The 20,335-nt window shown below is 60.3% G+C and carries 20 protein-coding genes; 10 read left to right on the forward strand and 10 right to left on the reverse strand.

All coding sequences use genetic code 11. The features are described from left to right. Positions 1 to 35 precede the first annotated feature (35 nt). Positions 36 to 344 carry a hypothetical protein gene (locus BX604_RS37930; RefSeq protein ID WP_098557268.1) on the forward strand — a complete coding sequence of 103 codons (309 nt, stop codon included), beginning with the start codon at positions 36 to 38 and terminating at the stop codon, positions 342 to 344. 250 nt (positions 345 to 594) lie between these two features. On the opposite strand, the gene BX604_RS38845 is transcribed toward BX604_RS37930, so the two are convergent. The 4 genes from BX604_RS38845 to BX604_RS37945 all read right to left on the reverse strand — a co-directional run bounded on the left by BX604_RS38845 (position 595) and on the right by BX604_RS37945 (position 4,823). Continuing rightward, positions 595 to 1,131 (reverse strand): hypothetical protein, encoded by a 537-nt coding sequence (locus tag BX604_RS38845; RefSeq protein ID WP_143748213.1) that lies wholly within the window; start codon positions 1,129 to 1,131, stop codon positions 595 to 597. A gap of 102 nt (positions 1,132 to 1,233) precedes the next feature. Next, a complete protein-coding gene (locus BX604_RS37935; protein WP_098557271.1) occupies positions 1,234 to 1,533 on the reverse strand; it encodes an H-NS histone family protein in 300 nt (99 codons plus the stop codon). Between the two features lie 150 nt (positions 1,534 to 1,683). Next, on the reverse strand, positions 1,684 to 3,483 hold the full coding sequence (locus BX604_RS37940) for a VWA domain-containing protein (protein ID WP_098557274.1): 1,800 nt from the start codon (positions 3,481 to 3,483) through the stop codon (positions 1,684 to 1,686). Between the two features lie 62 nt (positions 3,484 to 3,545). Then, entirely contained in the window at positions 3,546 to 4,823 is a 1,278-nt protein-coding gene (locus BX604_RS37945; RefSeq protein WP_098557278.1) for a DNA topoisomerase, read from the reverse strand. Between the two features lie 2 nt (positions 4,824 to 4,825). Between BX604_RS37945 and BX604_RS37950 the strand changes: the two genes are divergently transcribed. The 4 genes from BX604_RS37950 (at position 4,826) to BX604_RS37965 (ending at position 7,886) form a co-directional block, all read left to right on the forward strand. Beyond that, positions 4,826 to 5,266 (forward strand): hypothetical protein, encoded by a 441-nt coding sequence (locus BX604_RS37950; RefSeq protein ID WP_098557281.1) that lies wholly within the window; start codon positions 4,826 to 4,828, stop codon positions 5,264 to 5,266. A gap of 148 nt (positions 5,267 to 5,414) precedes the next feature. Continuing rightward, positions 5,415 to 6,221, forward strand: coding sequence for a hypothetical protein (locus BX604_RS37955; protein ID WP_098557284.1), 807 nt, complete (start codon positions 5,415 to 5,417; stop codon positions 6,219 to 6,221). Positions 6,222 to 6,319: 98 nt separating this feature from the next. Continuing rightward, positions 6,320 to 6,604 carry a hypothetical protein gene (locus BX604_RS37960; RefSeq protein WP_143748214.1) on the forward strand — a complete coding sequence of 95 codons (285 nt, stop codon included), beginning with the start codon at positions 6,320 to 6,322 and terminating at the stop codon, positions 6,602 to 6,604. 170 nt (positions 6,605 to 6,774) lie between these two features. Beyond that, a protein-coding gene (locus tag BX604_RS37965) for an IS3 family transposase (protein ID WP_098550017.1) occupies positions 6,775 to 7,886 on the forward strand; the annotation gives its coding sequence in 2 pieces (ribosomal slippage) (positions 6,775 to 7,024 and positions 7,024 to 7,886; 1,113 coding nt in all). Positions 7,887 to 8,745: 859 nt separating this feature from the next. Here the strand turns inward: BX604_RS37965 and BX604_RS37970 are convergent. From BX604_RS37970 to BX604_RS38000, 6 genes are all read right to left on the reverse strand, one after another. Further along, the gene (locus tag BX604_RS37970; protein ID WP_098557290.1) at positions 8,746 to 9,804 is read right to left on the reverse strand and encodes a maleylacetate reductase; all 1,059 of its coding nucleotides are present in this window, start codon (positions 9,802 to 9,804) and stop codon (positions 8,746 to 8,748) included. A 34-nt stretch (positions 9,805 to 9,838) separates the two neighbouring features. Continuing rightward, on the reverse strand, positions 9,839 to 10,738 hold the full coding sequence (locus BX604_RS37975; RefSeq protein WP_098557292.1) for a sugar phosphate isomerase/epimerase family protein: 900 nt from the start codon (positions 10,736 to 10,738) through the stop codon (positions 9,839 to 9,841). A gap of 170 nt (positions 10,739 to 10,908) precedes the next feature. Beyond that, a complete protein-coding gene (locus BX604_RS37980; RefSeq protein ID WP_098557295.1) occupies positions 10,909 to 12,261 on the reverse strand; it encodes an amidohydrolase family protein in 1,353 nt (450 codons plus the stop codon). Between the two features lie 75 nt (positions 12,262 to 12,336). Then, a complete protein-coding gene (locus BX604_RS37985) occupies positions 12,337 to 12,915 on the reverse strand; it encodes an NADPH-dependent FMN reductase (RefSeq protein ID WP_098557298.1) in 579 nt (192 codons plus the stop codon). A 476-nt stretch (positions 12,916 to 13,391) separates the two neighbouring features. After that, a complete protein-coding gene (locus tag BX604_RS37995) occupies positions 13,392 to 13,739 on the reverse strand; it encodes a Dabb family protein (RefSeq protein ID WP_098557301.1) in 348 nt (115 codons plus the stop codon). Further along, positions 13,736 to 14,620, reverse strand: coding sequence for an intradiol ring-cleavage dioxygenase (locus BX604_RS38000; RefSeq protein ID WP_098557371.1), 885 nt, complete (start codon positions 14,618 to 14,620; stop codon positions 13,736 to 13,738). The genes BX604_RS37995 and BX604_RS38000 overlap by 4 nt, the downstream gene beginning before the upstream one ends. Before the next feature lie 115 nt (positions 14,621 to 14,735). Here BX604_RS38000 and BX604_RS38005 point away from each other — a divergent pair, with 115 nt between their 5' ends. From BX604_RS38005 to BX604_RS38025, 5 genes are all read left to right on the forward strand, one after another. Then, positions 14,736 to 15,656 (forward strand): LysR family transcriptional regulator, encoded by a 921-nt coding sequence (locus BX604_RS38005; RefSeq protein ID WP_098557303.1) that lies wholly within the window; start codon positions 14,736 to 14,738, stop codon positions 15,654 to 15,656. Between the two features lie 242 nt (positions 15,657 to 15,898). After that, positions 15,899 to 16,969, forward strand: coding sequence for a zinc-binding dehydrogenase (locus tag BX604_RS38010; protein ID WP_098557306.1), 1,071 nt, complete (start codon positions 15,899 to 15,901; stop codon positions 16,967 to 16,969). An 89-nt stretch (positions 16,970 to 17,058) separates the two neighbouring features. Continuing rightward, positions 17,059 to 17,778: an SDR family NAD(P)-dependent oxidoreductase gene (locus tag BX604_RS38015; RefSeq protein ID WP_098557309.1), complete on the forward strand. Its 720-nt coding sequence runs from the start codon at positions 17,059 to 17,061 to the stop codon at positions 17,776 to 17,778. Positions 17,779 to 17,914: 136 nt separating this feature from the next. Continuing rightward, the gene (locus tag BX604_RS38020) at positions 17,915 to 19,078 is read left to right on the forward strand and encodes a Gfo/Idh/MocA family protein (RefSeq protein WP_143748215.1); all 1,164 of its coding nucleotides are present in this window, start codon (positions 17,915 to 17,917) and stop codon (positions 19,076 to 19,078) included. A 249-nt stretch (positions 19,079 to 19,327) separates the two neighbouring features. Further along, a complete protein-coding gene (locus tag BX604_RS38025) occupies positions 19,328 to 20,254 on the forward strand; it encodes an ABC transporter substrate-binding protein (protein ID WP_098557374.1) in 927 nt (308 codons plus the stop codon). Positions 20,255 to 20,335: the final 81 nt, after the last annotated feature.

Genomic DNA, 20,335 nt, shown 5'->3' on the forward strand with positions numbered 1-20,335 from the left:
TCACCTCGACGTCGATTGAACCCAGGAGGAAGCGCATGCGCAAACTGCCCGACAACAAAGTGCTGAGCGCCGACGAGATCGCCGCCGAACTCGCCGGGATCAACGCGGCGATCGACGCGTTCACGGTCGCGATGAAGGGCGCGATGTCGCGCAAGGTCGCCGAGGGGCGCGTGGGCTGGGACGATCCGGCATTGTTGCCTGACATTGTCGACAACCTGCTCGCGCACGGAATCCAATGCGCAAACGATCCGAGGCTTGCGGTCCACGTCGGCAACTTCGCGATGATGGTCTGGTATGCGGCGCAGCGGCGCGAATCGACCCGCACTCCGGCCACTGCTGCCTAACGTCGGGAGCCGATGCCATGCTTTACGCGATCAGGTATACGTTCAACGCGGCTTCGCTGCTGTGCAGGAGGAAGATCCGGTGGCGGACGTTTTTGCGCGCGGTGCGCGAGCGTCCTATCGCAGTTTGCGGACCCCGAGGGTCCTACATCGTTGATCCCGACTTCGAGAAGGGATGGTAGATGGAATGGACGTGATGACTTCGCAATGCTGAGCAATGCTTGCGGGATCGGCGCAGGATTGACCGGATCGGTCAGTCGTCGCCTTCGGTCAGCAGGACGATGACATGGCGAGCCGGATCGACCGGTTCGCCCAGCGCATCGGCGGCGTTTCCCTTGAGGCCGAGCGAATCCCAGTTCGATTGCGATGGGTCAAACGGATAGACCGCCTGGGCGAGTCGCCATCCAAACGGATTCGCACTCATCGCTTCCGGTGGTGTCCACGAGAGTCCCAGTGCATGAATTGCATGAATGTAGGCCTGAACCGTGGAGTCGTCCGGCGTATCCAGCGAGGTGTTGTGCAACGACAGGTCGTGACGCCAACCTCGCTCAAGATTGACCCCGTGCCAGTCCGTCGCTTTGAGAATCTCGATCAGTCGGTTGCGCGCCACAGGGAGCGGGAGGACGTTAGCCTCGAGCTGCCCGCATCTCATGCCGTCGACTTGTTCGTTGGTCCGTATCCAATGGCAATTGGATCGCTCGACCGACGGGGGGCGGTGGTACGCGAGCAACGCGACGAACCCATTTGCGCGGTCGCCCTCGAAAATCCAATCCTGCTTGTGAATGCTCAAGGTGATGCACCATTTCCATTCAGCGCTCGCCGATCCTACAGCGTGGCAGGTGCCGGATCTCGACGAGTCCGGCGCCTGCCTCCTGTTTGAGGACCGAGATAGTTATTGCGTCACTTCCGCCGGCTTCTCAATCAGGAACTGTGCCGGATTGTCACCCAGCCAGCGCGGTCGTTTGCCGCGGCCGCTCCAGGTCGCGCCGGTATCCGGGTGTCGATACTTCGGCACCGCCGGTTGCCCTTTGCGGCCGCTGGCTTTCACGCGGATCTCGTCGATCGAGATGTCGTAGAGCCGCATCGTTTCTCGAATCGATTCGATTTGCGACGCGCGCTCCTGGTCGCGTATCGATGCAATTTGTTGATCGAGTTGTTTTCGTTGCGCCAGAAGCTCCAAATACCCCGCCATGTGGTTTTCTCCTCGTCGTTGGTGAGTGACGAAGTGATATTGCCACCTGTCTTAAAAATCGAGAAATGGAGTTGCGTCGAAAGCCTGTACGTTACGAATGAGCAGGCAAAAAAAATCCTCCCGGCCGCAAGCGACGGGGAGGAGGTTGGATCAAATTGATCGACGAACAGCTTCGATCACGCATCGCGGAAGTTCAGCGTGGCTCTTTACGACAGACATCTGTCCCGCGTAGCCGCCCGACTTCATCGCGGCCCGTGTCTGATTAATTCCACTGGTGCTATTGCCGATAAATATCGTCACGACCTCAACGTCGGCAGACTTCGCATGCGCATACGCGCTGGCCAGCATCTCCGGATCGCCCGCTTCGCCATCCGTCAATACGATCAGGAGACGGCGTGCCTCATCCCTTAGGTAAAGGCGAGACAGCGCAATCGTCATCGCCATCCCGGTCGCCGTTGCGCTGGCACCAAGGGCGACGGCGTCGCTGCGACCGGACGTCGAAGACCACGTATCGTCGAAAGATTTGATGATCTGATAAGCACGACCGAAGCCAATTACTTCGTTTGGTATCTCGAACTGCTCGAGCACTTCACCAATTGCCATCGCCGCTCCACCCGAAACATCCATCCGTGTAACGCTATACCGCGTGGTCGCGATGACCGGGGTATCACCGACGTAGCCAGATCCGGAATGCGGAGCTGCTTGCACGCTTACCCGATCGACTACACCCATCAGTCCACCCATGCTGGACGATACGTCGGCGAGTAGCGTGACGGCCGTGTCTAGCTCATAGGTGTCGACACGCTTTCGGAAGACACGTCCATCACCGAGTCGAAGGCGAAATAGCTTTCCGGTTGCAAGCTCGCGCCCGGCATAGCCATACGACCGGTGGCGAGAGACGAGCGTGTCGAGCTCGGCAGCAAGGTCGCCCGCGAGACTGTTGCGCAATCTGGTCGCGAGGATCTGCCAGCTGTACGGCACCGCCTGCGTTCCCTTCACTGCCTTGGGAACTTGGAGGGCCACCCGGCCGCGAGCATCCGTCGAGTGCGTATTGACAGCGGCGCCGGCCAGATCGCCTAGGTCCGTCTGAGGCAAGTCTTTATCGGCGGAGTCAACTGCTGCGGAGGCGGCGGCTCGTTGCTTGGGTGTGAGCCCCACTCCAGACTGCCCGTCCGGTGTGGTTGGACCGGTCGCTTCTCCCTCGTCAGCGGGCCCACTTCCGCTACCTGCCTCGCCATCTTCCTGCTCGGAGCCAGCGCTTCCATTCCCGACACCCGGCGGTTCCGGTGCATCTGGCTTAGTGGGCAGCTTGAATGACTTCACGATGTCGGCCGCCAGCTTGCATGCCTCCATCGTCGATGTGAGCTTCGGCGCACGCTGAGCCAGTCGCCATGCTTCTGTCCAAAGCATCCCGAAGCGCTGCTCCGCTGCGCGACCGGAGGCCGCCGCGAGCATGCCAAGGTGTTCGTCCTGTCCGGGTAGAAACTTCGCGCGGCAATTCAGCAACATCGCATTGCAGAGGAGCGCGCCGGGGTCCAAGTACGGAGACATCAACAGCTCGGCGTTTCCGAACACACCCCAGCGAACCAGAACGGCGACCATGCGAGCCAGATTGCGCGGAATGCCAGGCCAATCGACGCCGGCGGCCAGCTCGATCCGAATGTCTTCCAGGATATTTTCCATCCGGTTGACGATGGGGGTTCGCGAGCGACGTGCGTGGAAGTCGGTGTGCCGGCCATGGCCCGCCGCCTCGTGATCGATAATGCCGTCCATGACGATTGCGACATCTTCGTTGTCGGCAAGCATCCATGCTGCGGGGTATGTAATGCGGTCGCCGTCAGTCGAGGCTGTGCTCGCCTTGGTGCTAACGACAAGTTCCTGTTGGTACCGCCCGGAAAGAATTCGGGCGACCAACAGCTGGTTGCGGTAGCGGGTAACAGCCGTGTTCATGGTGATCTCCTATGTGGAAAGGGCAGAGCACCAAGAAATGACGACTGGCGCGAGGAATGGCGTCACTTCTTCAGATTGAACGGATTGCCGACAGGTTTCGCTGGCGGGGGCACCGGCGCGGCGCCTGGCTTGGGTGCCTGCGTTGCGCCCTTCGGGGCCCCAAGTACGAACGCGTGACCGCGCGTGGTTGCTGCAGCAGAAGAGGGCGCGGGCGGGCGGCTCGAACCGCGTTGCGGCTGTGCGGGCGATTTTCCGGCGGCCGCGGCCGACGTCCCGGGCGCAGGCTTTGCGCGAGGCTTGCGAGGTGCAGTCGACTTTGTACCGCCACGGTTGCGCTTCACGACGACAGCCGCCGGAAGGTCCTGCGGCGTCGGCATCGCGTTCGCAACGGACCCGTCCTTCATCCCGGCTACGAGGCGTTGCACGTAGCGGCGCCCGTAGGTATCGAAGTCCGTCTTTGAAAGCGAACCATCCGCCACCTCGCCCAGTTTGTCCTCGAGCCAGGCGGTAAAGTCCGGTTTGATGAGGTCCGACGGCAGCGCACGGGCATACGCCCGTGCTTTCGGCGTCGGAACAAGCACCTTGTTACGTCCGTCTTTCACCTCTTCGAAGAAGTGTGCATGGACCAGCTCGTCAATCGTTGGGCCGCGGGTCGCGGAGGTGCCGAGCCCGCGCTCCTTCAGAACCTTCTTGATGGCTGGATCCTGAACGAACAGGTGAACGTTCTTGATCGCGTCGAGCAGCGTCGAGCTCGTGAAACGCGGAGGGGGGGACGTCACCTTACTCTCGATTTGCACGGTGTCCATGCGCACTGCTTCGCCAACCACTAGAGGCGGAAGCGCCGTTGCGCCGCCGTCGTCAGCGTCGTTCGGGTAGAGAGAGCGCCAGCCAAGCGATACAGGCACGATGCCGCGGGTCGTGAAGCGCTCGCCTTCGACAATGACCTCAATGGCGGTTGAATCGTAGACGTAGTCCTCATGGAACTGCGCCATGTAGCGCCGGACAATCTCGCCGTACACGAGCCGCTCAGGCCCGGGCAGATCCGCAACCCGCGCACGGGTCGTCGTTGGCAAAATCGCAAAGTGCTCGCCGAGCCGACTGTCGTCAAACGCGCGGGACCGGCGCGTGGCGTCGGCGTTGGTGCCCAGGCGCCAATCCGCGCCGAAGTTTTCGCGAACGGCATCGAATACCTGAGCCGCCTCCTTCCACATGTCGACCGGCGCATACTGGCATTCGACTCGAGGGTAGGTGGTGAGCTTGTACTTGTTGTAGAGGTTCTGAGCAGCATCCAGGGTTGCTCCCGGCGACAGTCCAAACGCGGTGCCCGCGACCTTCTGCAACCATGCTGAGGGCGTTTCGCGCCGAACTGCGGGTCAATACTGACCCGAAGCGACTGTTCTGGAAGAAGAAGGGCGAGAGCGTCGCTGCCGACTATGCGGCCGACGTAACCGGTAGCGGATCGGGGACGAAGATCGCGATCGCGGGGATCCGCGATACCGCCGCGAGCGGCAAGTTGTACATCCGTCTCGCGTTTGTTGCGGGAGAGGGCGTGAACAAGACCTACTTCCGGGGAAACCTGTTCGACAACGATCGCAAGGTCGATGGCCGGAACCACCCGGATTACACGGGTGACCTGCTGATCAACTCGGACACAGGCGACAAGCTGCGGCTCGCCGCGTGGATCAAGTTCGACGACCCGAACGACGAATCCACGGCCTTCCTGTCGCTGGACGTGAGCGAATACCGTCGTGCCGCCGGCGAGGCAGCGCATCCGAAGGCGTAGGTGACGGACGCAGGGCCCGAAAATTTTTTTTCGAATCACGCCATTCTACTTTTTCACGTGCATCTCTGTTTGCTATGTCAATTCCCCGAGCCACTCGGGAACCATTTCTTACGCCCTCAACCGGGCAACTCTCTGAAGGAGAATCACCATGGCTATCCGTCAAAACGCAGGTGCTTCGAAGTCGATGTATCTGGAATACAGCTCGACGCCTGGCGTCCTTCTGATCTCCAACGAAGCAACTCGCGCGATCGTCACCAAAGCACGCGAATTGGTCGGTGAGGAAGCTTGGAAGCGCGGCTTCGACGGGTTCGCAGGCAAGACGGTTGCCCGTCAAGTCCGCAAGTTCTTCGAGGAAAACGGCATTCCTTCGAGCACTACGCTCGATGGCGAGATCACCTCGGCGTACTACTCCGAGCGCGAACACGACAACGGTCTCTACCAAGACATCCGCGTCAAGTTCGTCGATCCCGACACGAAGGAAGGCTATCTCGTGACGCTGCCGCTTTACAGTGGTGCGGCTCAGATGTTGATCCGAAAGCTCGCGAACGACACGGTCACTCGTGGCACCTACGTCAAGGCCTTCTCGGTTTTTCCGGGGCAAGGTCGTGAAGATCAGGCTACGAATCGCACCTACTACGATTCGACCGTTCAGCTCAAGGGCGAAGACGGCGAAATCAAGCAGGCAGGCGGAATCTTCGAAGACGCGGTTGACGCCGTGAACTCGAAAATCGAGGCAGCAAAGGCCGCTGGCCTCAAGGATCGGCAGGTGCTCCGCACCGTACGCTCGAACGCAGTGATCGAGTTCTACAAGGAAATCCTGCAGAACCAGATCGAGCCGAAGTTCAAGCTCGAAGACGAAGAGAAAGCAGACGACGAACAGGTCGGCCGCCGCGTCGAACAACCGCGTGCTCCTGCAGGTGGTTTCGACGAGATGGATGATGATATCCCGTTCTAAAACGATGCATCGAAAGATGTAATTTCGTGATCTAAAAGACCCACTAATCCTCGGATTTTTGGGTCTTTTTCTTTTTGTGTCTCGAGGAGATCAACGCTATGACCTGCGACCATCAATCGCCGGAATGTGATTGCCCGTTTGCGTTTACCGAGATGTCCGAGCGGGCCCAGAACTACGGCTGTCTGCCAACGCCGCACGAGATCGTCGTGATGCGTGTCGATCACGGCAAAACGTGGGCGTGTCACGACGAGCCGACGAAGCCGTGCATCGGTGCTATCAAACATTTGAAGGACGAGGGCTTACCGTACAAGGTGATCGATCCGGTCCTGCTGACAGAAGCCAGCGACTGGGGCAGGTACGCGAATCCGATCGCACCGGCATGATCGGTCGATCGGCATATAGGACCCAAACACCCATGCATCTTCGGATTCCTGGGTGTTTTTCTTTTTCAGGGTGGCGAATCAAGGAGCACGATGATGGCAATGACCTGCCCTGGAAATTTCGGACCAACTGAAACTTGAGAGAATGGCTTCCAACGGAGAAAAAGGAAGTCATGAAGAAGAGCCGATTTACCGACGAACAGATGGTGACGATCCTGCGGGAGGCGGACAAGGCGCCAGTCGCCGAGGTCGCGAAGAAGCATGGGATCAGCGAGCAGACGATCTACAACTGGCGCCAGCATTTCGGCGGGCTGGAGGCGGCCGACGTCAAGCGGCTCAAGCAACTCGAGCAAGAGAACGCGCGGCTGAAGAAGATACTGGCGGAACGTGATCTGGAACTGGACGTGATGCGCGAGATCAACACAAAAAAGTGGTGAGCGCGCCCGCCCGACGCCAGCAGGTCGCTTACGCGAAAGCAAGGGGCCTGTCGGAGAGACGTGCGTGCGCGCTGATGTTGGTGGCACGATCAGCGCTGCATTACGAATCGAAGCTTACTGTGCGGGATGCGCCGGTGCTGGCGGCGATGGGCATTCTGTCGGCGCAGTATCCACGCTATGGGTACCGGCGAATCCAGATCTTTCTGGAGCGGCAAGGCCATCCGATGAGCGCCGACCGGGCCTGGCGGCTTTGGCGTCTTGCGGGGCTGCAGGTGCCTCGCAAGCGTCCGCGTAGACGCGTGTCGGTCAGTCGCCCGCGGCCACAGCCCGCGACAGCGGCTCGACATGTCTGGGCGTATGACTTCGTGTTCGACGCCTGCGCCAACGGCCAGCAACTGAAATGCCTGACGGTGATTGATGAATACACGCGTGAGTGCCTGGCCATCGATGTTGCGGGATCGATCCGCTCCGGACGGGTCATCGAGGTTCTGTCGAAGCTGGTCAGCGTCCACGGTGCGCCACGCTACCTTCGCTCAGACAATGGTCCGGAGTTCGTGTCGCGCGCCATCCTGAAGTGGGCAGCGGATAGCGGGATGGAAATGGCGCTCAGTGATCCCGGCAAGCCTTGGCAAAATGGTGCGGACGAGAGCTTCAACGGTAAATTCCGCGACGAGTGCCTGAGCCTCGAATGGTTTCGGACGCGCACCGAAGCCACGGTCGTGATCGAGCAGTGGCGGCGTCACTACAACGCCGTGCGGCCGCATTCAAGTCTGGCATACCTGACGCCCGACGAGTTCAAGCAGCAGTATTGTTCAACTGACGTAACCGAGGTCGTTCTCCAAGATTGAAATGGCCCGAAGAAATCAGGCAGGTCAGCAACGATGCGGTATTTCAGTGACTGGAACGGTCAGTCCGTGTTGTTGAAGGGCATCACCACGATGCCGAATAAGGAGTTCGCGGCGCGATATCCGGACGTGAAAGGTATGCGTAGTGACGGGTACTCGAGGTACGCGGGGTGGGCCGACGACGGATCTGGTGTTGTTTCTCAGAAAAGATGTCCGCAGTCTCAATTTGTTGTCTTTGAACAATTGACCGCATCCGATCGCTTGAATGGTGTGTCTGGCATCGCTCAAGGGGGGAAAGAGTCACGGAATATTTATCTGTATAGACTCGTGGCGCAATGTTTTCTCAACAGTGTCAGATCGTTGTTGCCGCGTTGGCGGCGCTTAAACCGCAAATTCACCGTTGAGACTTGCGCGTACGAACTTGCGGCTAATTTGATGCTCCGCACGGCCCTTTTAGTCGGGGTGGCATGCACTTGCACTTCAAGGAGGTGCGATTGCGGCGTACGAGAGAGACGCGTCCAGGTTGACACTAATACGATTCCTCAAGGCATGGGTCCTCGGTCGACTGGGAACGACGATCTGCAACTCGGCTCAACTTGCACTGAAAGTGTAACTTTGGCGCAACGGACGCTTGTCGGCCAATCGGCGCTGTTCATCTGTCGCCGACAATCGGTGTGATGTTTGAATATCTATAGATCAATTTTTCGCGATTTCTCCGTGGGCTATGCCCAGAAGTTTGACGAATGAATCGGGGTAGGAAACATACCGTGGAACGAGGTCAAGTCCAGTATGTCTCGTTCCCTGTTTGGGGTCGTCAAGTATGGACGTATCACAACAACGGTCGCATTGAGCGGCTTACGCTTTAACGCGGCGCGCTACCTGTCCACGCGTCGTGAAGCAAGGATAGGAGCGGTTCATGTTCGATCGGGCGTGGGTTCCAGTAGGGGTTTGCCAGCGCGATTTCGCACGCTCGTTCGAGATCGGATTCTTGCATTCCGATCTCGCGCAATCCGGTGGGAATGCCGAGGTCGCGCCCGAGTTCGAAGACACCCAGCGCCGCGCTTTCACTACCGAGCGCCCTGGAAATGCGCCGCATCGCGTCTGGTGCGGCATCGCTGTTGTAGGCCAGCGCATGCGGCAGCACGATGGCGTGGGTTTCTGCGTGCGGGAGATTGAAACTTCCGCCCAGAGTGTGACAAAGCTTGTGATGCAAGGCCATCCCCACATGGCCGAGGACGTTGCCGCACAACCATGCGCCATAAAGGCACTCGCTGCGTGCGGCGAGACTCAGGGAGTTCTCCTGGAGGCCACGCAATCCTGCCGCCATCGAGCAAATTCCATCCTCGGCCATTAACGACATGACGGGATTGCCGTCGCGCGCATAGAGCCCTTCCGCAGCGTGCGCGATAGCGTTGATGCCACTGACAAACGACAGAGCTAGCGGAAGGCTCAACGACAACATCGGATCGTAGATCACCGTCTTCGGCAAGACTCGCGCATCGCGTCCGGTTCGTTTAAGTCCGTCTTCCGTCACACCGTAGATTGGCGTCATCTCCGAACCGGCATACGTAGTCGGAATCGCGATGATCGGCAAGCTCGACTCGAGCGCGATCGCCTTGCCGAGGCCGACCGTGGATCCTCCACCGATCGCCACCGCACAGTCGGCGCCGACCTCGCGTGCATGGACGCGCGCCCGCCTCGCGGTTTCAATCGGCACATGCATCCTTGCTTCGGGGAAGACGCCTGCACTCAGCGGGCCCAGCAGATGCGCAACCTCCGTGGCCTGCGCCTCCTGCTCCGGAGTGCAGAGAACCAGGGCCTTTCGCGCGCCCAGTGCCTTAACCTCTTCCTCGACGCGAGCGAGGGAGCCCGCGCCGAATATCACCTTTGAAGGCTGGGACGTATAAATGAAATCGTACATGGATGCATCCTTGGCTTTCGTTATGCGCCGTCGGTCATCGACCGGTGAGGGCAGCCTTGTTCTTGCGCGCGGCAACCTCGAGAAACTGTTGCCGGGTCGTGTCGAACGCGCGGGTTGCCATCTCTTCAAGCGGTAGCTTGCGCAGCTCGGTGGAAATGATTTCGACTCCGTACCATTCGCCTTCGAAGCCGGAGTCTTGAACCGCTTCAATGAAGCCCGGCGTGTCGAAATCGCCTTCACCGCAAAGCTTGCGGCGGAACACCGTGTCTTCGAGCAGGGTGCCCTCGATCGTCGAGCTGGCGTCGTCGAGTTCGACGCCCTTGATGAAATGCGACGGCAACTTTGCGATCGCGCCGAAATCGATACCGCCGCGCACGATGTGCCAGATATCGAGCAGCAGGCCGCCGTTCGGCTGATTCGCTTGCTGCACGACGGCCAGACCGTCTTCGAGTGTCCTGACGATCGAGAACGGCATCACTTCGAGGGATACGTTCGATCCGACTTCGGCGGCTTCCTGGCACAGCTTCGCGAATTCGTCGGCCATTCGCGTGAAGTCCGGGGCGCGCTGGTCCAGAACGCTAGCCGCAACTTTCACGTTCTTCATACCCAGTCTGGCACCGAACTCAAGGATTGCACGGCGAGCACGGTCCGATACCTCGCGCTCGGTACCGTCTCGATACCAGTCGACGAGGAATTCGAGTTCGAGATGGCGGATTCCATTGTCTTCGAGGATGTGCTTGACCGTGTCGATGCCGACTTGATCGATCGTCGCCGCTAGGTCCTCGTGGATCACACCGATGCCCCGCCAGCCGGCCCTGGATGCCGCTTCGACCCGTGCCTGCAGCGAGTAAGGGCTGATGGTGGGACGCAGCGGATCCACGTCTCCGGCGAGAGTCCAATACGCGGCCAGCAGATCTGTGTCACTTGTGTTCACTTGAGGTGCTCCGGAAGCAGAATTTGAATGTGTGTGGCGGTGCGTGACGGCATGCAAGCCGTTCCGGGTCTTTTCACGACCCAGAAAGTCGACGCGCGACGCCGGCCGGACCGACAGATGACGCGCCTCGCCATCCGTTCCGTCGGCTCCGCCTCGGCGCAGGAAGCCCGTCAGGCAGGAGCCAGCTCCGCGAAGCGGTTGCTGATTCGCCTGCCCGACGCATCGAGTTCGTCGAGACGTTGTTCAAGGTGAGTGTAAAGAAGCTTGCCCGCCCGTTTCCGGATGGCGCCCGCCACCAGCACGGTATCAACATTCGCGGCACTACCTTGCATCAGCACGGACGCGACGGGATCGTGCACCGGTCTCATGCTGAGCCCGTCGGCGCGGATCAAAACGATATCCGCCTGCTTGCCCGGCGTGAGGGAGCCGACACGATCCTGTAGGCCGAGCGCCTCGGCACCGCGAATCGTGATCCAGCTGAGCGCCTCGGAGGTGGAAATCGTGGAGTGAGCGGGCAGTTGCCCGCTGTCGGCTCGGGCCTGTGCATTGTCCAGCGCGCGCTGCGATGCCAGCGCAACACGCGCGACCGTGAACATGTCGCCTGCAATCGCTGACTCGAGATCGACGCCGAGCGAGGGTGCACCGCCGACATCACGTAGGCGGCCCGTGATCGGGTGGCCGTGTCCTTGGGTCATTTCCGTCTCGGGTGCGACCGAGAACGTGACGCCGCGGCCGATCATCATGCGAAGCTGTGCCTCGCTCAGGTTGTTGCCGTGGACGATGTTGGTACTCGGGCCGAGCAATCCGCGCTCGGCCAGGCGCTCCCAGCCATCCGGTGTCTTTGGTTCGAGTCCGGCGCAGTGCATGCTGGCGATCAACCCATACTCCGCCGCGAGCTCGAAGTCGTGCTCCGAAACATCGTAGGTCGAGTAGTGCGGACCGAGGATCGCCATCCCGAGCGTGACGAGCGCATCGCTCCGGGTGAATCGGTCCTTCAGCAGCCGTTCGATTTCACTACGCGGATGCGGAATCTCGCTGAAGTGCTTCTGACCGGGTTTGGGGTCCGGCTTCGGCGAGCCATGAAAATAGACCGCGCGGATCCCCGATTCGAGCAGCCCGTCGATCGCGCGATCCGTGTGCTCGGGCGTCGGATTGTTGTGGCACCAGTCGCCAAGCGTCGTCGTTCCGAGATTCAGTTGATTGAGCGCGCCGACCAGGGTGCCGATGTACAGATCGTCCGGGTTGAACAACGTCGCGAGCCCGGCGTGAACGCTTCGGAAATACGTCGGTAACGTCCAGTTTGCAGTGACTCCGCGCAATGCGGTCTGCCACGTATGCATATGTGCGTTGACGAGGCCCGGAATGACGATGCAGCCGGTGGCGTCGAGTCGTTGCGCATCGTTCGCCAGAATCTGCGGCCCGACTTCGACGATCAGGTCGTTTTCGATCAGGATATCGAAACGGCCATTGCCGATGACCGGGTCCATCGTGATCACATGACCGCCTGTAATCAGCAGCTTCATCAACGCGTCTCCTTTTTATGAATTGGGGGAGCTGAAGGGCGACCGTGCTGCTTTCGCCCCGCCATCGTTACGGCATCACTTGTTCAGCAGTTTGCGCTGCGCGGCAAAGAGTGCAAAGGCCTTCAGCTGGGCCGAGACGATCTCGCGTGTCGGCGCGTCCGAAATGGTCTTGCCTTCGACATCGACCTTGTTCGCGGCGCCGCCGATCATTACTTCCGGCTTGTTCAGCACCTGTGAGTCAAGGAACACCAGGCTCTGACGCAGATGATATTGCACGCGCGCGCCACCGAAAATGCCGGGCGATGCCGACTGGATCGCCACGGGTTTGCCCACGAACGGCGTTGTCGGTAAACGCGACAGCCAGTCCAGCGCATTCTTGAGCGCGCCCGGAATCGAGTAGTTGTACTCAGGTGTCACGATGATGACGCCGTCAGCCTCGGCAATTGCGTTACCGAGATCGAGCACCGTTTGCGGAAAGCCTTCCGCCTGTACGTCAGCATCGTAGTGGGGAAGCAGGCCGACCGACGGCAACCGAGTGATCCGGACATTGCCGGGCGCAAGTTCCTGAAGAGAGTCGGCAACGGCGGCATGCAGCGAGAGGCGGCGCAGACTGCCGACGAGGGTGACGAAGCGCAGCGAGTTCTGTTCGGACATGATGTTCCTTGGAAAGTAATCACGCGAGACCGCTGTCGGGGTCGCGTGCATTAAGACAATGGGTAGAAATTCACAGCCACGGGTTTTCACGCGGGCTGGCTTGCGTGGCGCGCACGTTGATCAGCCGGGCTGACTCAATGTGTCGACACGCTTCAGGGAGGGGCGGATTTCGATACTTTTCCACCCCTCCGCCTTGTTGAACGGGTCTTCATCGACACAACGCCGCAGCACGTCGATCCGATCGGTCTCGTACAGAAAGAACTTCCGATCATCGTGTTGCCGTTCCGGATCATCTGTGGGCCGGATATCAGCGCGCTGCAGGTACGTCTTGTGCGTCGTATTGTTCCAGGCGCTGCTGCAATGCCCCCTGGGTGGTCATGACCATAGACCGTGAAATGCATACGCTCCTTCGCGCGGCCACGGGCCTGAAGTGTCGATAGTCGAACACGCGCCCAGGAATATGCTCGTGCACGGGTTCAGGATGTGGTGACAGCGGTCGCGAGTCGCTCGGGATACGCGTTCGTCTCGACGCTGTAGTCGACCTGGAAGCGGGCCGTCCTGATGTCGCCCAGTAGCGCTCGAACGCGCAGGTGCTCGGGGTGCGTTGCATATGCGTCGAGTGCGGTCTGGGAGTCGAATTCCGTGACAAGGACGACATCGCATGCATAGTCGACCTCGCTCGAATCGAGCCCGATCTCTAGCTTGCGCATGCCGGGGATCCGCCCCCGCAGTCCCTCGAAGCTCTCCTTGACGAGCCGCCGCGCTTCTTGGCGTTCGTGGGGCGTTTCACCTCTAAGCCGCCACATGACGATATGCCGGATCATGCAGGCACCTCCGCGGGGTTGAGCACGAAGTCGTAATCAAGCGTGTAAAACGGCTCCTGAACTATCGAGCCATCAGGCGCGACACCGGCGTCATGCTTGATCCAGTCGGTGATCAGCGTCGAGCGAACCCCGAACACCGCGTCCGAATCGAGGTACTGATCGCCGTCACGGAATACGTGAGTGATCAGCGTCTCGTAGCCGGGTGCCTTGATCATGAAATGCAGATGCGCTGGGCGCCACGGGTGCCGTCCCAGCGCCTCCAGCATCCGGCCCACCGGCCCGTCATGCGGGATCGGGTAGGCCTCGGCCAGGATCGAGCGGAATCGGAAGCGGCCGTCCGCATCGCTGCGCAGTCGGCCGCGTGCCTGATGAGCAGGCTGAGCGGGATCGTCGGACGATTTCTGGACATCGTAAAATCCGTCTTCGTCGGATTGCCATACATCGATCCGGGCGTTCGCCACCGGCGTGCCGTCCGGGCCGCGCACCTGACCGCTGACGAAACACGGCTCGCCGCGTGCGCCGTTCGCGATGTCGGCGCCATTTTCATACTCGGGTGCACCCTCGATGTAGAACGGACCGAATACGGTGGCTTCCGTACACTCGGCCGGCTTCTTGTTGTTCTGCGCCATCACCAGCATGGACAGGCCAAGGGTATCGGACAACAGAATGAATTCCTGCCGCTTGTCGTCGGTGATATGCCCGACCTCAGTAAGGAACTGGATGGCCTTGAACCATTCCGCTTCGGTGAGCTTGACGTCACGCGCGAAGCTATGAAGATGCTGCACTAGGCTGGTAATGATCGTGCGAAGCCTGGCGTCGCAGCGACTGTCCACTGACGCAAGTACGGCCTGCGTAATGGTGTCTTCGTTGATGTTGCGCATCCCTGTCGTCTCCAATGTGCGCCTATGCATGAGACGACAGGGTAATGGCCTCGCAACGGAAAAGAAATGCGCTATAGTGAAATGACATTTCCGCTAGGTGGATTAATCGCACAAAATGGATCGCTGGACACAAATAGAATTATTTGTATTGACATCCGAACTAGGTAGTTTGTCGAAGGCTGCGGAGCAACTCGGCATGTCCAACGCGGCGGCGAGCCGGACGCTGAGCGCGCTCGAGGAGCGTCTGGGTGCGCGCCTCATCGAGAGGACGACGCGTCGCCAGTGGTTGACTGATGCGGGACAAGCTTACAAACGGAGTTGCGTCGCCGTCCTCTCCGAAATGGCCGAGGCCGAAGCCGCGGCGAGCGAGGCGACGTTGCGACCGAGCGGCGTGCTGCGAGTCACGAGTTCGGTCTCGTTTGCCACGCTTCACATCGCGCCGTTTCTGACCGAGTTCAATCGCCGGTATCCGAACATATCGGTCCAGGTCATCGCGGCAAACCGCTACCCCGACTTCATCGAGGCGGGGATCGATATCGCGATCCGCACGCGCGAGCATGAAGGCGATTCAGGCATCACGGTCCGCAAGCTGGCCGACACCAATCGCATTTTGGCCGCATCGCCCGCCTATCTCACGGAATACGGTCGCCCGAGCCGGCCGGAAGATCTGAATCAACACCGAATGCTGGTATATAACCTGGCTGTCGATCCGTACGTTCTTCACTTCAGGCGCGGTGAGGAAACGTGCGATGTGCCGATCACCAGTGTCCTGGATTCAAACGAAGGGCAGGTGATCGTTGCCGCAGGACGCGCCGGCTTGGGCATCGCGATACAGCCGCTTTATATCATCCACGACGACGTCGTGGCTGGCCGGTTGGTGCCGATCCTCGAAGACTGGCAATTGCCGCGCCTCACGATCAATCTCGCCTATCAAAGCCGTCGTTATCAGCCTGCAAAAATCAGGGTATTCACTGAGTTCCTGATCGAGTGGACCGAGCGTCGTCAACTCGCTGCCAAATGGCGTGCCATTCGTTAGGAAATCTCTCGGCGACGGGAACGCGTCAGCCGATATGACGACGTGATTCTCGGGGAAATCCCGATGGACAGCCTGGGTCGCCATCACGGAGTCACGGATATTTCCGCCCACCGGAAATATGATTTCACGGAGGCGCATATTTCTTTACCCCGCGTTCGAATAGTCTGTGGCCACTGAGCATTGCAGCACAAACAACAGTTGCCAAACCATCTCGCCCTCGCAGGCTTGGTAGGAGACATTCGATGAAGGCAGTCCGGTTTCACGGCAAGCATGATCTTCGAATCGACGACGTCGATGCCCCTCGAAATCCCGGGTTCGGAGAAGTGCTGGTTGCTCCCACGTTTTGTGGGATTTGTGGTTCCGATCTGCACGAATACGACCACGGCCCGACGTGGACCTCCTCGGAGCCGAACCCCTACAGCAGTGCTTCCCTTCCTCAGATTCTCGGCCACGAGTTCGCGGCCCGTGTCGTGTCGGTCGGTGACGGCGTGAGCACGCTGGTAGCCGGCGATCGCGTTTCGATTCAACCGCAGACCGGCCCACGTGATGACTACTTTGGACGACGAAATGTTCCGTTCCTCGGGCCGCAGGCATCGGTCATCGGCCTGAGCTGGCCGTGGGGCGGCATGGCCGAGCTGGCGATCGTGAACGAGAGCAACGCGGTCCGACTGCCGGAGTACATCACCGATCAACAAGGCGCGCTCGTCGAACCGGCAGCGGTCGGCGTGCACGCGGTCGATCGCTCCGGCGTGCAGCCCGGCGGCAGTCTGCTGGTGACAGGTGGCGGCACGATTGGTGCGATGGCCGCGCTCGCGGGCCGCGCCGCCGGTGTCGCCCGGATCTTTGTCAGCGAGCCGAACGCCAATCGGCGCAGGCGCATTGAGGGTCTCGGTATCGGCGCTGTCGTGCTTGACCCGGCCGAGTGCGATGTGGGGGCGTTCATTCGTCAGGCGACCGAAGACGGAGTCGGCGTGGACGCGGCGATCGAATGTTCCGGCAACGGCCGTGCGCTGAATGCCTGCGTCGATGCGGTAAAGCCGCAGGGAACGATCGTGCAGGTTGGGCTGATGGGCGGCAAGGTCGAGGTCGAGCCATTCCGCTGGACGGTGAAGGACATCACGATCAAGGGTTCGCTGAACTATCCGATCACGATCTGGCCGCGGATTTTCGAAATGATGCGCAGCGGCCTCTTTCCCGTCGAGAAAGTGGTTGATGCCGAAATCAGTATGGCCGACGTGAAGCATGATGGCTTCGATGCGCTGCTGGACAAGGCGAGCGCGAAGCTCAAGATCCTCGTCGCGATGCCTCGGTAAGACCGCGGGCTTGCCGGACGAGGCGGCCGTTCCGTCAGGGCGGCGAGACGATTGCACGAGTAGTGAAATATCAATCAAGGAGATGAAAATTGGACCGGCTGAAAGGAAAAGTCGCTTTGATCACCGGGGCCGCACAGGGCATCGGGCTGACGGTGGCGCAGATTTTTGCACGCGAAGGTGCGACGGTCATCGCGGCCGATGTGAAGCCGGCGAGCGAGTCGAACGGTTTCGAGGTCGAGAGGCTGGATGTGTCCTCGCCCGAAGACTGGTCGCGAGTGGTGGCATCGGTGATCGCCAGGCACGGTCGCATCGACGTGCTGGTCAACAACGCGGGCATCGTCGGATGCTATGAAACCCTGGACGGTACCGATCTGGAGAGCTGGCAGACCGTGCTCGCTGTCAATCTCACCGGAAGCTTCCTCGGTATTCAGTCGGTGTTGCCGTCGATGCGCGCGATGCGCAAGGGTTCGATCATCAACTTCTCGTCGATGTGGGGCATCGTCGGTGTCGCCGGCGCCGCGGCCTACGCCGCAGCAAAAGGTGGCGTGCGCAACATGACCAAGAACGCGGCCGTCACGTATGCGCCCGAAAACATCCGCGTGAACTCGGTGCATCCGGGATTGATTCGGACACCTCTCGTCACGAGCCAGTCCGACGACATGAATGCCGAGATCATCGCGAAGACGCCCATGGGGCGGATGGGTACTCCGGAGGAAGTCGCGAACGTCGTACTGTTCCTTGCCAGCGACGAGTCGTCCTTCATGACGGGTAGCGAACTGGTGATCGACGGCGGTTATCTCGCCCAGTAGTCTCCGCTGCGTGGCGGCTGCATCGAGGCGCTGAAGAAAAGGTACTTCCATCGACGTTGGCCGTTCGCTCCTCGGCACGGCCGGCACATTCCAACAGCCTTTGGCGTTTGTCGAAGGCGTGCAGCAGGTGAAACTCATGTCTATCGATCTTCTTTCTCAATTCGGCCGTCGCTTGCGAGTAGGCCTTGTTGGTGGCGGTAAGGATTCCGTCATCGGGCGTACCCATCTCGTCGCCATGCGGGTCGACGGGTATTACGACGTGGTGGCCGGCGCGATGTCGGTCGATCCCGAAGTGGCGAAAGCTTCCGCACGCGCTGAATTGATCGACGAGGACCGGATCTACACCGATTTTCGCGTGATGGCGGAGCGTGAGGCCGCCCGTGAGGACCGGATTGATGCCGTCGTCATCGCGACGCCGCCACAACTGCATTTCGAAGTGGCGAGCGCGTTCCTGGAAAAGGGCATCGACGTCATCTGCGAAAAACCGCTGAGCCGCGATCTCGGCGAGGCACAGCGGCTTAATGCGATCGTTCGGAAACACGACCGCCTGTTCCTCCTCACGCATTGCTACACGGGCTATCCGATGGTACGCGAGGCGCGCGCTCTGGTGGCGTCGGGTGCACTTGGCAAGATTCAGTGCATCGAAGGCGAGCTGTGTGCCGGGTTCGTCGTCGATCCGCAAAATCCGGATCGTCACTGGCGGTTCCGCGAGTCGGCGATGGGCAAGGGCGTGTTGCTGGGTGAGGTCGGCTCTCATGCCCACCATATCGTCTCGTACATCACCGGACTTCAGGTCGAAGAAGTGTCTGCCGAAATGACGACGTTTGCCGAGGGGCGTGAAGTGTACGACAACGCCTACCTGACAGCTCGCTTTGAGGGCGGTGCGCGTGGTCGCCTATGGGGCAGCTACGTTGCGACGGGCAACGATCACGGTCTGTCATTCCGAATCTTCGGCGAGAAGGGCAGTCTCAGCTGGGTTCAGGAAGAACCGGAAGTACTCTGGTTCAAGCCTCCCGGCAAGCCGGCACAGCGACTGGCTCGCGGGTACAGCAGCGTTTCGCCGGCCGCCGCCGCGGCCACGCGCTTCACGGCCGGCCACCCCGAGGGTTACGCGCTGGCATTTGCAAACCTGTACTCGGATTTTGCGAAGGCCCTGATCGCACGACGTCTTGACCTGCCCTATCAGTCGTATCTCGATGGCATTCCGGGCATCGCCGACGGCGTGGATACGATGGCGTTGATCGATGCGGCCGTCCGGTCCAGCGAGAAGGGCGGGGCGTGGACCGCGCTCACTCGATGAGCGTACGATATCGAGCGCGTTGAGGACCCAAGCCGTGCCCCGCGTCGAAGATGGAACATCGGCAGGGGCCGGCCAACGTCGTCAAGATGGCTGATCTATCGGACACGGTGGATTCACCGGATGCGCCAATAATAAATTTCGTCATGCAAATCAAGGCGCTTCGAATTCGGCACGCAAGTAGTCTGAATCGGATCACGCGGATGGATGTGACGTAGCAGAGATTCTTTCAAATCAGAAATGGAGACAATGATGTTCAAGAATATCGCAGTGAGTTTGGCAGCGATGAGCCTGTTGGCGGGCACGGCGTCGGCGAAGGACCTGACCTCGCTCGGCGTCACCGTCAGCACGCTGGGCGATCCGTTCCAGACCTCGATCGTCAAGGGCGCCACCGAGCGTGCCAAGCAGATCAATCCGAACGTCCGGGTCACGGCGGTTGCGTCCGACTACGACCTGAACAAGCAGTTCTCCCAGATCGATAATTTTATCGCCGCGAAGGTTGACCTTATCATGCTGGTCGCTGCCGATCCGCAGGCAATTCTGCCGGCAGTCAAGCGTGCGGAAGCAGCCGGCATTCCGGTTGTGGCGGTCGACGTGTCCGCGGAAGGCGCGAAGGCGACCATCCAGACCAACAACATCAAGGCAGGCGAGATGGCGTGCCAGTATCTGTCCGACAAACTCGGCGGCAAAGGCAAGGTCGTGATCCTGAACGGGCCCTCCGTGTCGTCCATCAAGGACCGTGTCAAGGGCTGCAAGGAGGTGCTGAGCAAGGGCAAGTTCGAAATCCTCTCCGACAATCAGAACGCGAAAGCGACCCGAGAGGGCGGCCTTGCCGTGATGCAGTCGCTGCTTACCCGTTTCCCGAAGATCGACGGCGTGTTCACCGTCTGTGACCAGACGGCAGTCGGCGCCGATCTGGCGGCCAAGCAGATGAACCGTAAGGACTTCTCGATCGTCAGCGTCGACGGTTCGCCTGAAGTCGAGGCGTCGTTGAAGTCGGCGTCGCTGATCAAGGGCACGGTGGCGCAGAATCCGTTCGCGATGGCGATGAAGGCGGTCGATGTCGGCAACGAAATTCTGAAGACGGGCAAACCGCCGGCAAAGCCCGTTGTTCTCCTCGACCCGAAGCTGGTCACGCCGGAGAACGTCGCTTCGTACAAGGGTTGGGCTGCCAACTGAGGCAGGTAATCGGCGGTGCATATCGCCTGACACCGGTGCCGCGCATGCGCGTTCCGATGCGCGGCAGCCCCCCAACAAAAG

It is taken from the genome of Burkholderia sp. JKS000303 (assembly GCF_002563755.1).
Lineage (GTDB): Bacteria > Pseudomonadota > Gammaproteobacteria > Burkholderiales > Burkholderiaceae > Burkholderia > Burkholderia anthina_B.

Bases quoted from the DNA above. Each gene is read 5' to 3' on its own strand.
- BX604_RS37930 (WP_098557268.1), top strand. From the start codon at position 36: ATGCGCAAACTGCCCGACAACAAAGTGCTGAGCGCCGACGAGATCGCC.
- BX604_RS37935 (WP_098557271.1), bottom strand. From the start codon at position 1,533: ATGGCGGGGTATTTGGAGCTTCTGGCGCAACGAAAACAACTCGATCAA.
- BX604_RS37940 (WP_098557274.1), bottom strand. From the start codon at position 3,483: ATGAACACGGCTGTTACCCGCTACCGCAACCAGCTGTTGGTCGCCCGA.
- BX604_RS37950 (WP_098557281.1), top strand. From the start codon at position 4,826: ATGCTGAGGGCGTTTCGCGCCGAACTGCGGGTCAATACTGACCCGAAG.
- BX604_RS37955 (WP_098557284.1), top strand. From the start codon at position 5,415: ATGGCTATCCGTCAAAACGCAGGTGCTTCGAAGTCGATGTATCTGGAA.
- BX604_RS37960 (WP_143748214.1), top strand. From the start codon at position 6,320: ATGACCTGCGACCATCAATCGCCGGAATGTGATTGCCCGTTTGCGTTT.
- BX604_RS37970 (WP_098557290.1), bottom strand. From the start codon at position 9,804: ATGTACGATTTCATTTATACGTCCCAGCCTTCAAAGGTGATATTCGGC.
- BX604_RS37980 (WP_098557295.1), bottom strand. From the start codon at position 12,261: ATGAAGCTGCTGATTACAGGCGGTCATGTGATCACGATGGACCCGGTC.
- BX604_RS37985 (WP_098557298.1), bottom strand. From the start codon at position 12,915: ATGTCCGAACAGAACTCGCTGCGCTTCGTCACCCTCGTCGGCAGTCTG.
- BX604_RS37995 (WP_098557301.1), bottom strand. From the start codon at position 13,739: ATGATCCGGCATATCGTCATGTGGCGGCTTAGAGGTGAAACGCCCCAC.
- BX604_RS38000 (WP_098557371.1), bottom strand. From the start codon at position 14,620: ATGCGCAACATCAACGAAGACACCATTACGCAGGCCGTACTTGCGTCA.
- BX604_RS38005 (WP_098557303.1), top strand. From the start codon at position 14,736: ATGGATCGCTGGACACAAATAGAATTATTTGTATTGACATCCGAACTA.
- BX604_RS38010 (WP_098557306.1), top strand. From the start codon at position 15,899: ATGAAGGCAGTCCGGTTTCACGGCAAGCATGATCTTCGAATCGACGAC.
- BX604_RS38020 (WP_143748215.1), top strand. From the start codon at position 17,915: ATGTCTATCGATCTTCTTTCTCAATTCGGCCGTCGCTTGCGAGTAGGC.
- BX604_RS38025 (WP_098557374.1), top strand. From the start codon at position 19,328: ATGTTCAAGAATATCGCAGTGAGTTTGGCAGCGATGAGCCTGTTGGCG.